A 14,555-nucleotide genomic window follows, 5' to 3' on the forward strand; every position below is an offset into this window, starting at 1 on the left:
ATGTACGGGGTGACAGGCGGCCCGGCGGTCTACGACCCGGCGACGCTGCCGTCCGACGACAACGTGAACGCGTACACCTTCTGCGTGGAACTGAACGGGAGCCAGTGGTTCCTGCAGAAGGGGAAGATGATCTCGTACTACGGATCAATCGAGTTCGACGGGATCGGGCACGGCCGGCTGGACCATCTGATCCGCACCTCGTTCCATTCGCCTCTGCACGCCAGCGACTGGGTCGTGGCGCGGGGCTCGGGCAAGATGCTCCTCGCCGACCGGGCCTTCGACGTGAACTCGTACGACCTGGAAGACGGCAATCTGACCATTCGCTCGGGCAACTTGCTCGCTTTTCAGCCAAGTCTTGCCCTCAAGCAGTCGATCGTGCCCGGCTTCCTGACCCTGATCGGAACCGGAAAGTTCGTGGCGGCATCCAACGGCCCGGTGGTGTTCATGGAACCCCCTATCCGGGTGGATCCGCAGGCGCTGGTCGGCTGGGCCGACTGCCCGTCGCCGTGCCACCACTACGACCACGGGTACATGACCGGCGTACTGGGCGGTCTACGTGCGCTGACGGGGCTCGGCGGCGCCTCCGGGGAGGAGCACCAGTTCGAGTTCGCGGGCGCGGGGACGGTGCTGCTCCAGTCGTCGGAGACGCTCATGACGGAGCAGGCCACGGGGGCGGTCCCGCCCGACGCGGGCGTGCCCGGCGGCGGTGCGCACGGCGGCCCGGGACAGCCGTCCGGGGCACCGCGCCTTCCCGGACAGCTGGGTGACCTCCAGCGCCGCTTCGGGCTGTGAGCGGTAACCTGCGGAGTGTGACGTCGAACGCGTGCGCACTGTCATGGGACACCCCTCACTAGTTCGCTTTTCAACTTCTTAGGTAGACTTCATTCATGGAGACCGAGACGGCCACCCGCTGGCTGACCGATGCGGAGCAGTGTGCTTGGCGCACCCACCTGGAAGTCAACAAGCTGTTGACGTACCAGCTCGAGAAGGACTTGCAGCCGTTCGGCCTGACAATGAACGACTACGAGATTCTGGTGAACCTCTCCGAGTCGGAGGGGGTCCGGATGCGGATGAGCGATCTTGCCTCCGCCACCCTTCAGTCCAAGAGCCGCCTCTCCCACCAGATCACCCGGATGGAGAACGCGAATCTGGTGCGGCGGGAGAACTGCGAGTCCGACCGTCGCGGGCTCTACGCGGTCCTCACCGAGCACGGCCTGGAGACCATGAAGAAGGTCGCGCCGCACCATGTGGCGTCGGTGCGCAGGCACTTCATCGACCTGCTGTCCCCGGAGGCCCTCACCGAGCTCGACAAGGCCCTCAAGCCCATCGCGGAGCATCTGCGCGGCCAGCGCGGCCGCCCCTGAGCGTCACCGGCTCTCCGGCAGGCGGAGCTCGAACAGGGCCCCGCCCGCCGGCGCGTCGCGCACCGTGAGCGTGCCGCCGTGCCGCACGGCGACGTCACGGGCGATGGCGAGCCCCAGCCCCGCCCCGCCGTCGTCGCGGCTGCGGGCGGCGTCCAGCCGCACGAACCGCTCGAAGATCCGCTCCCGCTCCGCCACGGGCACGCCCTCCCCGTCGTCGGCGACACCGACCACGGCCCAGGCGCCCTCCCGCCGCACCGACACCTCGACCACCGACCGGGCGTGCCGCTGCGCGTTGTCGAGCAGATTGGCGAGCACCCGCCCCAGCTGCCCCCGCGATCCGGCCACCACCACGGCCTCCTCCGCCCGTACGGTCACCCCGGCCCGGCCCGCCGCCTCCTCCCGCGCCAGCGCGGCGAGGTCGGCCCGCCCCTCGGCGGGCCGTTCCCCCGCGTCCAGCCGGGCGAGCAGCAGCAGGTCCGCGGCGAGTCGCTGAAGCCGTACGGTGTCCTCCACGGCGCCGCCGAGGTCGAGCAGTTCCGGATGGGCCGCGCCCACTTCCAGCTGGGTCCGCAGGCTGGCGATCGGGCTGCGCAACTCGTGCGAGGCGTCGGCGACGAACCGCCGCTGCCGCTCCACGGAGGTCTCCAGCGCGGCCAGCGTCTCGTTGGTCGTGTTCGCGAGCCGGGCGATCTCGTCGTGGGTGTCCGGCACCGGGACGCGCCGCGCCAGGTCCGCGGAGGCGGTGATGGCGGCCATCTCCCGCCGGATGCCCTCCACCGGGCGCAGCGCGCGCCCGGTGACCCGCCAGGTCACGCCCGCGACGACCACCAGCAGCAGGGGGAAGCCGATCAGCATGGCGGTCAGCGCGCTGCCCACCGCGCTGTGCTCGGCGGACAGCGGGGCGCCCGCGTACACGGTGAGGGTGCCCCGGTCCGGGGTCTCGACGGGCAGGGCGGCGAACCGGTAGTCCGCCGTCTCGCCGTCGATCGTCGCGAACCCGTCGCTGTAGGCGAGCCGCTCCCCGATCTCGCCGGGCTCCGGCTCCCCCTCCCCGCCCTCGTCCTCGTCCCCGGCCGGCTGCGGCCGGACCGCGTCGGTACCGGTCCCCCCGATCCGCTCCAGATCCTCGCTGGCGGCGACCAGCCGGCCCTCCTCGTCGACGACCTGCACCGGCCGGTCGTCGGCGTCCAGCGGCAACTCCCCGTACGCCCGCCCGACGGCGAGGTCGGTGGCCACCGCCCGCGCCGAGCGTTCCGCCTGGGTGCCGGCCTCGCCGTGCAGATTGGTCCGCAGGGACAGCAGCACGGCCGCCCCGGCCGCGACGAGGGCGACGGCCACCACGAGGGTGGCGCCGAGCGTCGCCCGGGCCCGCACGGAACCGAACAGCCGTCTCATGACGACGCCTCCAGCCGGTACCCGGCGCCGCGCACGGTCCCGATGAGCCCGGCCCGCAGCTTGCGCCGGAGCGCGCTGACGTACACCTCGACGATGTTCGGGTCCCCTTCGTACGCGAAGTCCCAGACGTGCTCCAGGATCTCCGCCTTGGACACCACCTCGCCCGCCCGCAGCACGAGCTGCTCCAGCACGGCGAACTCCTTGGCCGTGAGCGCCACTTCGCGCTCGCCGAGGAAGACGCGGCGGGCCGCGGTGTCGACCTTGAGGTCACCGTGCACCCGCACGGGCGAGGCTCCCGCCCCCTGCCCGCCGCGCCGCAGCAGCGCCTTGACGCGCGCGACGAGCACGACGTACGAGAACGGCTTGGTCAGATAGTCGTCCGCGCCCGTGTCCAGCCCCTCCGCCTCGTCATACTCGCCGTCCTTCGCGGTGAGCATGAGGATGGGCACCTGGTGCCCGGCGGCGCGCAGGGCGGCGCAGACGCGGTAGCCGTTGAGGCCGGGCAGCATGATGTCGAGGATCACCAGGTCGTACGTCCCCTCGGCGGCCCGGTGCAGCCCCTCCCGCCCGTCGTGGACGACGTCCACGGCGTACCCCTCGGCCGTCAGTCCCCGGGCGAGCGACAGGGCCAGCCGCTTCTCGTCCTCGACGATCAGAATCCGGAAGTGGGTGGCGGATGGGCGCATGGGTAAAGGGTCGCAAAACCAAGCTGAAGATCCCTTCAGGCGGCTTCAGCTTCCCCTCAGCGTCGGTCGGCGACAGTGAAGACGTCGAAAGCCGAACGACTCGGGAGGATTCCTCATGAAGCGCAACATCGTGATCGCCGCCGTGACGGCTGCCGCACTGATCGGTGGCGGTACGGCGACGGCGCTGGCGATCACGGCCGACGACGAGGGTCCGGCGCGGCAGGCGGATACGCGCGCCTCGGACGACGACGCGCACGACGACGACACCGACGACCGGGGCGGCGCCCCCGCGCGGGCGTCCGTCACCGGGGTGACGGCCCCGGAGGCCATCGCCTCCGCCCTGCGGCACACCGCGGGCACGGTGGTCTCCGCCGAACTGGACGACGAGGACGACGACGGCGGCAGGACGGTCTGGGAGGTCGACGTCCTCACCCCCGACAGCACCTGGCGCGGCGTCACGGTCGACGCCGGCACCGGCAAGGTCGTCGACGCCCACACCGAGAACGACGAGGACGAGGGCACCGCCGCGGCGCGGTCCGCCCTGAAGGGCGCCTCGGTGACGGCCGCCGACGCCGCGAAGGCCGTCGCGGGCAAGGCAGGCCGGGTGACCTCGGTCGACCTGGACGAGGACGGGCGCTCCCCGGGCTGGGAGGTGGAGTCGCACGGCTCCGACGGCCACGACTGGCTGGTCGACCTGAGGACGGCGAAGGTCACCCCGGACCACGACGACGACTGACACGACCGCCGGTGGCGGGCCGCCACCGGCGGATCAAACCGTTCGGCTACGGCCGGACCGGAAGGGGACGCACCCGCGGTCGCCCACGGCGAGAAGGGACGTGTCGGGGGGTGTCCGCCCGCAGCGGTTGGCGCGTCAACCCCGGCACATTGGTCACCCACCGATTCCGCGCCGTTGCGAGGACGGACACCCCCCGACGCGGCCCGCCCCACCCCGAAACCCCCGGCGCTACGCGCACCCCCACCGGAGCCGCACAGGCGCCGCAGGCACGACGGCACCCCCACCGGACCCGCACGCCCCGCAGACACCACGGCGCACCCGACCCGAAGCCGCACAGGCGCCGCGGGCATCAAGGGGCACCCCCACCGGCGAGGCGCCGCAGGCACAACGTGCCGAGGGAAGCCCCCCTCAGCCCCCGGTCACCCCCGCCACCAGCTCGTCCGCCGCCCGGTACGGGTCCAGCTCGCCCGCCACGATCCGCTCCGCCAGCGCCCCCAGCCGCCGGTCCCCGTGCAGGTCGCCGATCCGCTCCCGCAGGGCCGTCACCGCGATCGTCTCGACCTCGCGCGCGGCCCGCGCCAGCCGGCGTTCCGCCAGCACGCCCCGCTCCTCCATCCACGCCCGGTGCTTCTCCAGCGCCTCGACGACCTCGTCGACGCCCTCGCCCCGCGCCGCGACCGTCTTGACGATCGGCGGACGCCACTCACCGGGCCCGCGCGCCTCCCCCAGCCCCAGCATGTGGTTCAGCTCGCGGGCGGTGGCGTCCGCCCCGTCCCGGTCGGCCTTGTTCACCACGTACACGTCACCGATCTCCAGGATCCCGGCCTTGGCCGCCTGGATCCCGTCCCCCATGCCCGGCGCCAGCAGCACCACGGAGGTGTCGGCCTGCGCGGCGATCTCCACCTCCGACTGGCCGACGCCGACGGTCTCGACGAGGATCACGTCGCATCCGGCCGCGTCCAGCACCCGGATCGCCTGGGGCGCGGCCCACGCGAGACCGCCCAGGTGCCCCCGGGTCGCCATGGACCGGATGTAGACGCCGGGGTCGGAGGCGTGCTCCGACATCCGCACCCGGTCACCGAGCAGCGCGCCGCCGGAGAACGGCGAGGACGGGTCCACCGCGAGCACGCCGACCCGCTTGCCCTGCTTGCGGTACGCGGTCACCAGCGCCGACGTCGACGTGGACTTGCCCACGCCCGGCGACCCGGTCAGCCCCACCACGTACGCCCCGCCGGTCAGCGGCGCCAGCGCCGCCATCACCTCCCTGAGCTGCGGGGACGCCCCCTCCACCAGTGAGATCAGCCGGGCCACGGCCCGCGGTCGGCCTTCCCTGGCCTGGGCCACCAGCGTGGAGACGTCCTGCATCACAGCTCCGTTCCCGAGTAGGAGAAGGTGGGTCAACCGGCCCCGAAGACGCCGTCAGGCCTTCGGTACCCGCACGATCAGCGCGTCACCCTGCCCGCCGCCGCCGCACAGCGCCGCCGCGCCGACTCCGCCGCCGCGCCGCTTCAGCTCCAGCGCCAGATGGAGGACGAGCCGCGCCCCGGACATCCCGATCGGGTGACCCAGGGCAATGGCGCCGCCATTGACATTCACCTTTTCGATGGAAACCCCAAGATCCTTCATTGACTGCACGGCGACGGCCGCGAACGCCTCGTTGATCTCGATCAGATCGAGATCCGAGACCTCCAGCCCTTCCTTCTTCAGCGCGTGCGTGATCGCGTTCGACGGCTGCGACTGCAACGAGTTGTCCGGCCCGGCCACGTTCCCGTGGGCGCCGATCTCGGCGATCCAGTCCAGCCCGAGCTCCCGCGCCTTGGCCTTGCTCATCACGACCACGGCCGCGGCGCCGTCGGAGATCTGCGAGGAGGACCCGGCGGTGATCGTGCCGTCCTTGGAGAAGGCGGGGCGCAGCTTGCCCAGCGACTCCGCCGTGGTGTCCGCCCGGATGCCCTCGTCCTTGCTGAAGAGCACCGGGTCGCCCTTGCGCTGCGGGATCTCCACCGGCGTGATCTCGGCCTCGAAGACGCCGTTCTTCTGCGCGGCGGCGGCCCGCTGGTGGGAGAGCGCGGCCACGGCGTCCTGCTCCTCGCGCCCGATGCCCAGCCGCGCGTTGTGCTTCTCGGTCGACTCGCCCATGGCGATGCCCTCGAAGGAGTCGGTCAGCCCGTCGTAGGCCATGGCGTCGAGCATCTGCACCGCGCCGTACTTGAAGCCCTCGCGGGACTTGGGCAGCAGGTGCGGCGCGTTGGTCATGGACTCCTGGCCGCCGGCGACGACGATGTCGAATTCGCCGGCGCGAATGAGCTGGTCGGCCAGGGCAATGGCGTCCAGGCCCGACAGGCACACCTTGTTGATGGTCAGGGCCGGTACGTTCATCGGGATGCCCGCCTTGACGGCGGCCTGCCGTGCCGGGATCTGCCCCGCCCCGGCCTGGAGCACCTGGCCCATGATCACGTACTGCACCTGGTCGCCCCCGATCCCCGCACGGTCGAGGGCGGCCTTGATCGCGAAGCCGCCGAGGTCGGCTCCGGAGAAGGACTTCAGCGAGCCGAGCAGCCGCCCCATCGGGGTGCGGGCACCCGCGACGATGACGGACGTCGTGCCGTTCGTTGCAGAAGACATGAGCTGCGATCCCCTTACCGGCCTGGGACGGCCGAGGAGTGAACGAGGGTTTACTCGAATGTACTGAGCGGTATCCCGCCCGTCACCGGGCTGTCGGTGTGATCGCGCGCACGTTGCGTAACCACCTCCGGAGCGCTGCACTGAATCCATGCTGACGCGAATCGACCACATCGGGATCGCCTGCCACGACCTCGACACGACCGTCGAGTTCTACCGTGCCACCTACGGCTTCGAGGTGTTCCACACCGAGGTCAACGAGGAGCAGGGCGTGCGAGAGGCCATGCTCAAGATCAACGATACGTCCGACGGGGGTGCCTCGTACCTCCAGCTGCTCGAACCGATCCGGGAGGACAGCGCCGTCGCCAAGTGGCTCGCCAAGAACGGCGAGGGCGTCCACCACATCGCCTTCGGCACGGCGGACGTGGACGGCGACGCCGCGGCCGTCCGGGACAAGGGCGTGCGCGTCCTGTACGACGAGCCGCGCCGCGGGTCCATGGGGTCGCGGATCACCTTCCTGCACCCCAAGGACTGTCATGGCGTCCTGACAGAACTGGTGACTTCGGCGCCCGTTGAGGCACCTGAGCACTGACCCTCGTACAAAGGGGCCGGTAGGGTTGGGTGCGGTCGCCGCTCAATCCAGGGTGACCCGGTCCTGCCGCCACCAGGTGACAGGACCGCCGGGGACCGGGTTTCGGGGGACGGGCGCCGGGGCAGCAGCCCATGCCCCGCCGTTGATCTGACACCATTCCCCCAGGGCCCCGTCCGGCGGACGGACGGCGGCTCGTTCGGAGAGATTTGCGACCAGGGGACGGATGGGACCGCGCAGTGCGGGGCTACGAGAGCCAGGAGCCAGAGCCGGCGGCTGACGTCGACCACCTCTCTCGGTTCGAGGCCGAGATGAAGCGGCTGAGGACCGAGCGGGAAAAGGCGATCCAGCACGCCGAGGACCTCGGCTACCAGGTCGAGGTGCTGCGCGCCAAGCTGCACGAGGCGCGCCGCACCATCATGTCCCGGCCCGCCTACGACAGCGCCGACATCGGCTACCAGGCCGAGCAGTTGCTGCGCAACGCGCAGATGCAGGCCGACCAGATCCGCGCCGACGCCGAGCGTGAGCTGAGCCAGGCCCGGGCGCAGACCCAGCGCATCCTCCAGGAGCACGCCGAGCAGGCGGCCCGCCTCCAGGCGGAGCTGCACCAGGAGGCGGTGACGCGCCGCCAGCAGCTCGACCAGGAGCTCGCCGAGCGCCGCCAGACCGTCGAGTCGCACGTCAACGAGAACGTGGCCTGGGCGGAGCAGCTGCGCGCCCGCACCGAGCAGCAGGCCCGCCGGCTCCTGGAGGAGTCCCGCGCGGAGGCCGAGCAGTCCCTGTCCGCCGCCCGCGCGGAGGCCGAGCGGCTGACCGCCGAGGCCCGGCAGCGGCTCCGGAGCGAGGCGGAGGCGGCCCGCGCGGAGGCCGAGCAGTTGCTGCGCCGTGCCCGCGCGGACGCCGAACGGCTGCTGAACGCCGCCTCGGCACAGGCCCAGGAGGCCACCGACCACGCCGAGCAGCTGCGCACCACCACCGCCACCGAGTCCGAGGCCGCCCGCCGCCAGGCCCAGGAGCTGAGCCGGGCCGCCGAGCGGCGCATGGCCGAGGCCGAGACGGCGCTGCGCGAGGCCCGCGCCGAGGCCGAGAGGCTGGTGTCCGAGGCGAAGGAGGCCGCGACCAAGGCGCTGGCGAGCGCCGAGTCGGCCAACGAGCAGCGCACCCGGGTGGCCAAGGAGCAGGTCGCCCGGCTGGTCGGCGAGGCCACCAAGGAGGCCGAGTCCACCCGGGCCGAGGCCGAGCAGCTCGTCGCCGACGCCCGCGCGGAGGCGGAGAAGATCGTCGCCGAGGCCGCCGAGAAGGCCCGTACGATCGCCGCCGAGGAGACGGCGACGCAGCTGTCGAAGGCCGCCAAGACCGCCGAGGACGTCCTGAACAAGGCGTCCGAGGAGGCCAAGAAGACCACGAAGGCCGCCGCCGAGGAGGCGGAGCGGATCCGCAAGGAGGCCGAGGCCGAGGCGGACCGGCTGCGCGCCGAGGCGCACGACATCGCCGAGCAGCTCAAGGGCGCGGCGAAGGACGACACCAAGGAGTACCGCGCCAAGACGGTCGAGCTGCAGGAGGAGGCCCGCCGGCTGCGCGGCGAGGCCGAGCAGCTGCGCGCCGACGCCGTCGACGAGGGCGACCGGATCCGCGCGGAGGCGCGCCGCGAGGCCGTGACGCAGATCGAGGAGGCGGCGAAGACCGCCGAGGAACTGCTGGCCAAGGCCAAGGCGGACGCGGACGAGCTGCGGCGGACGGCGACCGCGGACAGCGAGAAGGTCCGCACCGAGGCCATCGAGCGGGCCACCGTGCTGCGCCGGCAGGCCGAGGAGACCTTGGAGCGCACCCGCGCGGAGGCGGAGCGGCACCGTACGGAGGTCCTCGAACAGGCAGAGGCGCTCAAGGAGGACGCCGAGCGGGCCGCGCGCGAGCTGCGCGAGGAGACCGAGCAGGCGATGGCGGCCCGCCGGTCGGAGGCCGCCGAGGAGCTGGCGCGGCAGAAGGCGGAGGCCGAGGAGCGGCTCGCCGCCGCCGAGCGGGCGCTGACCGAGGCGCGTGAGGAGGCCGCGCGGCTGCGCCGGGAGGCGTCGGAGGAGGCCGAGCGGCTGCGCACGGAGTCCGCCGAGCGGATCCGCACGCTCCGGCAGCAGGCCGAGGCGGAGGCCGAGCGGCTGCGGACCGACGCGGCCTCCGACGCGTCCGCCTCCCGCGCGGAGGGCGAGGCCGTCGCCGTACGCCTGCGCTCGGAGGCCGCGGCCGAGGCGGAGCGGCTGAAGTCGGAGGCGCAGGAGAGCGCCGACCGGATGCGGGCGGAGGCACAGGCCGCCGCCGAGCGGATCGCCGCGGAGGCGTCGGAGACGCTGGCCGCGGCGCAGGAGGAGGCGGCCCGGCGCCGGCGTGAGGCCGAGGAGCTCGTGGGCGCCGCCCGGCAGGAGGCCGACCAGGAGCGCGCGCGGGCCCGGGAGCAGAGCGAGGAGCTGCTGGCCTCCGCGCGCAAGCGCGTGGAGGAGGCGCAGACCGAGGCGACCCGCCTGGTCGAGGAGGCCGACCGCCGCGCCACGGAGATGGTGTCGGCGGCCGAGCAGCACGCGCAGCAGGTGCGCGACTCGGTGGCCGGGCTGCACGAGCAGGCGCAGGAGGAGATCGCCGGGCTGCGCAGCGCCGCCGAGCACGCGGCGGAGCGTACGCGCCGGGAGGCCGAGGAGGAGGCGGACCGGGTCCGCTCCGACGCCTACGCGGAGCGCGACCGGGCGAGCGAGGACGCCACCCGTCTGCGGCGTGAGGCGCAGGAGGAGTCGGAGGCGGCCAAGGCGCTCGCCGAGCGCACGGTGTCCGAGGCGATGGCCGAAGCCGAGCGGATCCGCACGGATGTCGCCGAGCACGCCCAGCGGGTGCGCACGGAGGCGTCGGACGCCCTCGCGGAGGCCGACCAGGCGGCGGCGCGTACCCGGGCGGACGCCCGCGAGGACGCCAACCGCATCCGGTCGGACGCGGCGACGCAGGCGGACACGCTGATCACCGAGGCGCGTGCCGAGGCGGAGCGGCTGACCACGGAGACGGCCGCCGAGACGGAGCGGATCCGCACCGAGACGGCCGCCGCGGCCGAGCGGGTGCGGACCGAGGCCGAGCAGGAGGCCGAGCGGGTCCGGACGGAGGCGGCCACCGAGGCCGAACGCGTGCGCGGCGAGGCGGTCGCCGCGGCGGACAAGCTGGTGGCGGACGCCACCGGGGAGGCGGAGCGGCTGCGTGCCGAGGCCGCCGAGACGGTCGGCTCGGCGCAGCAGCACGCCGAGCGGATCCGCACGGAGGCGGAGCGGGTCAAGGCCGAGGCGGCGGCGGAGGCCGAGCGGGTGACCACGGCGGCCCGCGAGGAGGCCGAGCGGACCCTCGACGAGGCCCGCAAGGAGGCCAACAAGCGGCGCTCGGAGGCGGCCGAGCAGGTCGACAAGCTCATCACCGAGACCACGGCCGAGGCGGACAAGCTGCTCACCGAGGCCCAGCAGCAGGCGCTGAAGACCACGGCGGACGCCGAGGCGCAGGCGGACCAGATGGTGGGCGTGGCCCGCAAGGAGGCCGAGCGGATCGTCTCCGAGGCGACGGTCCAGGGCAACACCCTGGTGGAGAAGGCCCGCTCGGACGCGGACGAGCTGCTCGTGGGCGCCCGCCGGGACGCCACCCAGATCAGGGAGCGCGCCGAGGAGCTGCGCGACCGCGTCACCACCGAGATCGAGGAGCTGCACGAGCGGGCCCGCCGCGAGGCCGCCGAGGCGATGAAGTCGGCCGGCGACCGGTGCGACGCGCTGGTGAAGGCGGCCGAGGAGCAGCTCGCCGAGGCGGAGGCGAAGGCCAAGGAGATCGTCTCGGAGGCCAACTCCGAGGCCGGCAAGGTGCGGATCGCCGCCGTCAAGAAGGCCGAGGGGCTGCTGAAGGAAGCCGAGCTGAAGAAGGCCACGCTCGTCAAGGAGGCCGAGGAGATCAAGGCCGAGGCGGTGCGGGAGGCCCGGCGCACGGTCGAGGAGGGCCAGCGCGAGCTGGAGGTCCTGGTGCGCCGCCGCGAGGACATCAACGCGGAGATCTCGCGGGTCCAGGACGTGCTGGAGGCCCTGGAATCCTTCGAGGCACCGGCGGCCGGCAAGGACGGCGGCGTCAAGGCGGGCGCTGCCGTGGGCGCCCCCCGATCGGGTGGCAAATCGTCGGACAGCTAGCGAGGAGGTGCGATTCCGGTGTCTGCTAGGGCCTTTGACCCTATGTTTGGCAAGCCGCCCAACGGTTAGCCACTCGAAAGGGGTGTCATTCTCCCGTCCAATCGGGCTTCTGCTCGATGACACGCCGCCCGGACCCCTAGGATTCCAGCTATCACCTCACCGGTCTCTTTCGACAGGAACCCCATGAGCGACACTTCCCCCTACGGCTTCGAGCTTGTGCGGCGTGGGTACGACCGCGCTCAGGTGGACGAACGTATCTCCAAGCTCGTCTCCGACCGTGACAGTGCTCTCGCCCGCATCACCGCTCTGGAAAAGCGCATCGAGGAGCTCCACCTCGAGACCCAGAACGCTCAGGCCCAGATCAGCGAGGCCGAGCCGTCGTACGCGGGTCTCGGCGCACGGGTCGAGAAGATCCTGCGGCTCGCCGAGGAAGAGGCGAAGGACCTGCGCGAGGAGGCCCGTCGCGCGGCCGAGCAGCACCGCGAGCTCGCCGAGTCGGCGGCCCAGCAGGTGCGCAACGACGCCGAGTCGTACGCCGCCGAGCGCAAGGCGAAGGCCGAGGACGAGGGCGTACGGATCGTCGAGAAGGCCAAGAGTGACGCCGCCCAGCTGCGCGCCGAGGCGCAGAAGGACGCGCAGTCCAAGCGTGAGGAGGCGGAGGCCCTCTTCGAGGAGACCCGGGCCAAGGCCGCGCAGGCCGCCGCCGACTTCGAGACGAATCTCGCCAAGCGGCGCGAGCAGTCCGAGCGGGACCTGGCCTCTCGTCAGGCGAAGGCGGAGAAGCGGCTGGCGGAGATCGAGCACCGGGCGGAACAGCTGCGTCTGGAGGCGGAGAAGCTGCGCACGGACGCCGAGCGCCGTGCCCGGCAGACCGTCGAGACGGCGCAGCGCCAGGCCGAGGACATCGTGGCCGACGCCAACGCCAAGGCCGACCGCATCCGTTCGGAGTCCGAGCGCGAGCTCGCGGCGCTCACCAACCGCCGCGACTCCATCAACGCGCAGCTGACGAACGTGCGCGAGATGCTGGCGACGCTCACGGGTGCCGCGGTGGCCGCCGCCGGCACGCCCTCCACGGACGACGAGTCGACTTCCCGCGGCGTGCCCGCGCAGCAGACCCGGTAACAGCCCCGCGTATCACCGGCTGAAAACCTACGGAGCCCCCTGTCACTGCGGTGGCAGAGGGCTCCGTCCCGTTTTAGCGTGGGCGGCATGATCGAGCTCGAGGGGCTGACGAAACGGTACGGCGAGAAAGTGGCGGTCAACAATCTCACGTTCGCCGTCAGACCCGGCATCATCACGGGCTTTCTCGGGCCCAACGGTGCGGGCAAGTCGACCACGATGCGGATGGTGCTGGGGCTCGACCGGCCCACCGCGGGAGACGTGCGCATCGACGGCAAGCACTACGACGAACTCAAGGACCCGCTGAAGTACATCGGTGCCCTGCTGGACGCCAAGGCGGTGCACGGCGGACGCAGCGCCTACCACCATCTGCTGTGCCTGGCCCAGGCCAACGCCATCCCGGCCAGACGGGTCGACGAGGTGCTGGACGTCGTCGGCCTGACGGCGGTCGCGAAGAAGAAGGCCAAGGGTTTCTCGCTCGGTATGGGACAGCGGCTGGGCATCGCCGCGGCGCTGCTGGGCGACCCGCGGATCCTGATGTTCGACGAGCCCGTCAACGGCCTCGACCCCGAGGGCATCCACTGGATCCGCAACCTGATGAAGGCGCTGGCCGCGCAGGGCCGCACGGTCTTCGTCTCCTCCCATCTGATGAGCGAGATGGCGCTGACCGCGGACCATCTGGTCGTCATCGGGCAGGGCCGGCTGCTCGCCGACACCTCGATGGCCGACTTCATCGCGCGGAACTCGCGCAGTTACGTGCGGATCCGCACCCCGCAGCGCGAGCGGCTGCTCGACGTGCTGCACGAGGACGGGATCACGGTCGCCGAGAGCGGCGCCGAGGTGCTGGAGGTGGACGGCGACAAGTCGGAGCGGATCGGCGAGCTGGCCGCTCAGCACCGGATCGTGCTGCACGAGCTCTCCCCCCAGCAGGCATCGCTGGAGGAGGCGTTCATGCGGCTGACGGCCGAGTCGGTGGAGTACCACGCCCACGGTGGGCAGCCTGCCGGGCAGCAGCGGGAGCAGCAGCAGTGGGGCAGCGAGTGGAGGAGGGGCTGAGCATGGCCACGGCACAGGTCGTCCGGTCCGAGTGGACCAAGATCCGGTCGGTGGCGTCCACGGTGTGGACGCTGTCCCTGGCCGTGGTCGTCACCATCGCCCTCGGCATGCTGATCTCGGCGCTGTCGAAGAGCGAGTACGACAACATGAGCGCACAGGACCGGGTCTCCTTCGACCCGACCTTCACCAGCTTCGCCGGGATGAGCCTCGGACAGCTCGCGATGATCGTGTTCGGGGTGCTCGTGGTGGCGAACGAGTACAGCTCCGGGATGATCCGCACCTCGCTGGCGGCCGTGCCCCAGCGCGGCGCCTTCCTGTTCGGCAAGATCTCGGTCGCCACTGTCCTGGCGCTGGTGGTGGGCATGGCCACCAGCTTCGCCGCCTTCTTCCTCGGGCAGGCGATGCTCGGCGACCTGAAGGCGTCGCTCGGCGACCCGGGCGTGCTGCGGGCGGTCTGCGGCGGCGGGGTGTACATGACCCTGATCGCGATGTTCTCGATGGGCGTCGCCGCGATGCTGCGCTCGCCGATGCTGTCGCTCGGCATCCTGATGCCGTTCTTCTTCCTGATCTCCGGCATCCTCGGCGCGGTCGACGCGACCGAGAAGGTGGGCCGGTTCCTGCCCGACCAGGCCGGCAGCAAGATCATGCAGGTGGTGCCCCCGGTCGGCGACGACACTCCGTACGGCCCGTGGGGCGGCCTCGGCATCATGGTGCTGTGGGTGGCGGCCGCGCTGATCGGCGGTTACCTGGTGCTCAGGCGCCGCGACGCGTAGTAACGGAGGGTAATGCTTATCCTCGACG

The 14,555-nt window shown here is 72.3% G+C and carries 12 protein-coding genes; 8 read left to right on the top strand and 4 right to left on the bottom strand.

Going from position 1 to position 14,555, the window contains the following annotated elements; genetic code table 11:
- Together AB0L74_RS29575 and AB0L74_RS29580 are read left to right on the top strand one after the other, a co-directional pair.
- Window positions 1-792: an AIM24 family protein gene (locus tag AB0L74_RS29575; protein WP_365658935.1), complete on the top strand. Its 792-nt coding sequence runs from the start codon at window positions 1-3 to the stop codon at window positions 790-792.
- 95 nt (window positions 793-887) lie between these two features.
- The gene (locus tag AB0L74_RS29580) at window positions 888-1,364 is read left to right on the top strand and encodes a MarR family transcriptional regulator (protein WP_365658938.1); all 477 of its coding nucleotides are present in this window, start codon (window positions 888-890) and stop codon (window positions 1,362-1,364) included.
- Between the two features lie 3 nt (window positions 1,365-1,367).
- On the opposite strand, the gene AB0L74_RS29585 is transcribed toward AB0L74_RS29580, so the two are convergent.
- Both AB0L74_RS29585 and AB0L74_RS29590 read right to left on the bottom strand, forming a co-directional pair.
- Entirely contained in the window at window positions 1,368-2,759 is a 1,392-nt protein-coding gene (locus tag AB0L74_RS29585; protein WP_365658942.1) for a HAMP domain-containing sensor histidine kinase, read from the bottom strand.
- Entirely contained in the window at window positions 2,756-3,445 is a 690-nt protein-coding gene (locus AB0L74_RS29590) for a response regulator transcription factor (protein WP_365658945.1), read from the bottom strand. Before AB0L74_RS29590 ends, AB0L74_RS29585 begins: the two co-directional genes overlap by 4 nt.
- A 115-nt stretch (window positions 3,446-3,560) precedes the next feature.
- Between AB0L74_RS29590 and AB0L74_RS29595 the strand changes: the two genes are divergently transcribed.
- On the top strand, window positions 3,561-4,181 hold the full coding sequence (locus AB0L74_RS29595; RefSeq protein WP_365658948.1) for a PepSY domain-containing protein: 621 nt from the start codon (window positions 3,561-3,563) through the stop codon (window positions 4,179-4,181).
- 408 nt (window positions 4,182-4,589) lie between these two features.
- Here AB0L74_RS29595 and meaB read toward each other — a convergent pair whose 3' ends face one another.
- On the bottom strand, window positions 4,590-5,546 hold the full coding sequence (gene meaB / locus AB0L74_RS29600; protein ID WP_365658951.1) for a methylmalonyl Co-A mutase-associated GTPase MeaB: 957 nt from the start codon (window positions 5,544-5,546) through the stop codon (window positions 4,590-4,592).
- A gap of 54 nt (window positions 5,547-5,600) precedes the next feature.
- Window positions 5,601-6,806: an acetyl-CoA C-acetyltransferase gene (locus AB0L74_RS29605; protein WP_365658954.1), complete on the bottom strand. Its 1,206-nt coding sequence runs from the start codon at window positions 6,804-6,806 to the stop codon at window positions 5,601-5,603.
- A gap of 148 nt (window positions 6,807-6,954) precedes the next feature.
- On the opposite strand from AB0L74_RS29605, the gene mce reads away from it, so the two are divergent.
- The 5 genes from mce (at window position 6,955) to AB0L74_RS29630 (ending at window position 14,527) form a co-directional block, all read left to right on the top strand.
- The gene (gene mce, locus AB0L74_RS29610) at window positions 6,955-7,395 is read left to right on the top strand and encodes a methylmalonyl-CoA epimerase (RefSeq protein ID WP_044383999.1); all 441 of its coding nucleotides are present in this window, start codon (window positions 6,955-6,957) and stop codon (window positions 7,393-7,395) included.
- Window positions 7,396-7,631: 236 nt separating this feature from the next.
- Window positions 7,632-11,579 carry a polarized growth protein Scy gene (gene scy / locus AB0L74_RS29615; protein ID WP_365658959.1) on the top strand — a complete coding sequence of 1,316 codons (3,948 nt, stop codon included), beginning with the start codon at window positions 7,632-7,634 and terminating at the stop codon, window positions 11,577-11,579.
- Window positions 11,580-11,762: 183 nt separating this feature from the next.
- A complete protein-coding gene (locus AB0L74_RS29620; protein ID WP_029382891.1) occupies window positions 11,763-12,701 on the top strand; it encodes a cellulose-binding protein in 939 nt (312 codons plus the stop codon).
- Window positions 12,702-12,788: 87 nt separating this feature from the next.
- A complete protein-coding gene (locus tag AB0L74_RS29625) occupies window positions 12,789-13,754 on the top strand; it encodes an ABC transporter ATP-binding protein (RefSeq protein WP_365658962.1) in 966 nt (321 codons plus the stop codon).
- A 2-nt stretch (window positions 13,755-13,756) separates the two neighbouring features.
- Window positions 13,757-14,527 (top strand): ABC transporter permease, encoded by a 771-nt coding sequence (locus AB0L74_RS29630; protein ID WP_365658965.1) that lies wholly within the window; start codon window positions 13,757-13,759, stop codon window positions 14,525-14,527.
- The last annotated feature ends 28 nt before the right edge of the window (window positions 14,528-14,555 follow it).

It is taken from the genome of Streptomyces sp. NPDC052020 (genome assembly GCF_040680575.1).
In the GTDB taxonomy this organism is placed as follows: Bacteria; Actinomycetota; Actinomycetes; order Streptomycetales; family Streptomycetaceae; genus Streptomyces.

Bases quoted from the DNA above. Each gene is read 5' to 3' on its own strand.
- AB0L74_RS29625 (WP_365658962.1), top strand. From the start codon at position 12,789: ATGATCGAGCTCGAGGGGCTGACGAAACGGTACGGCGAGAAAGTGGCG.
- AB0L74_RS29605 (WP_365658954.1), bottom strand. From the start codon at position 6,806: ATGTCTTCTGCAACGAACGGCACGACGTCCGTCATCGTCGCGGGTGCC.
- AB0L74_RS29590 (WP_365658945.1), bottom strand. From the start codon at position 3,445: ATGCGCCCATCCGCCACCCACTTCCGGATTCTGATCGTCGAGGACGAG.
- AB0L74_RS29585 (WP_365658942.1), bottom strand. From the start codon at position 2,759: ATGAGACGGCTGTTCGGTTCCGTGCGGGCCCGGGCGACGCTCGGCGCC.
- AB0L74_RS29580 (WP_365658938.1), top strand. From the start codon at position 888: ATGGAGACCGAGACGGCCACCCGCTGGCTGACCGATGCGGAGCAGTGT.
- meaB (WP_365658951.1), bottom strand. From the start codon at position 5,546: ATGCAGGACGTCTCCACGCTGGTGGCCCAGGCCAGGGAAGGCCGACCG.
- mce (WP_044383999.1), top strand. From the start codon at position 6,955: ATGCTGACGCGAATCGACCACATCGGGATCGCCTGCCACGACCTCGAC.
- AB0L74_RS29575 (WP_365658935.1), top strand. From the start codon at position 1: ATGTACGGGGTGACAGGCGGCCCGGCGGTCTACGACCCGGCGACGCTG.
- AB0L74_RS29630 (WP_365658965.1), top strand. From the start codon at position 13,757: ATGGCCACGGCACAGGTCGTCCGGTCCGAGTGGACCAAGATCCGGTCG.
- AB0L74_RS29595 (WP_365658948.1), top strand. From the start codon at position 3,561: ATGAAGCGCAACATCGTGATCGCCGCCGTGACGGCTGCCGCACTGATC.
- AB0L74_RS29620 (WP_029382891.1), top strand. From the start codon at position 11,763: ATGAGCGACACTTCCCCCTACGGCTTCGAGCTTGTGCGGCGTGGGTAC.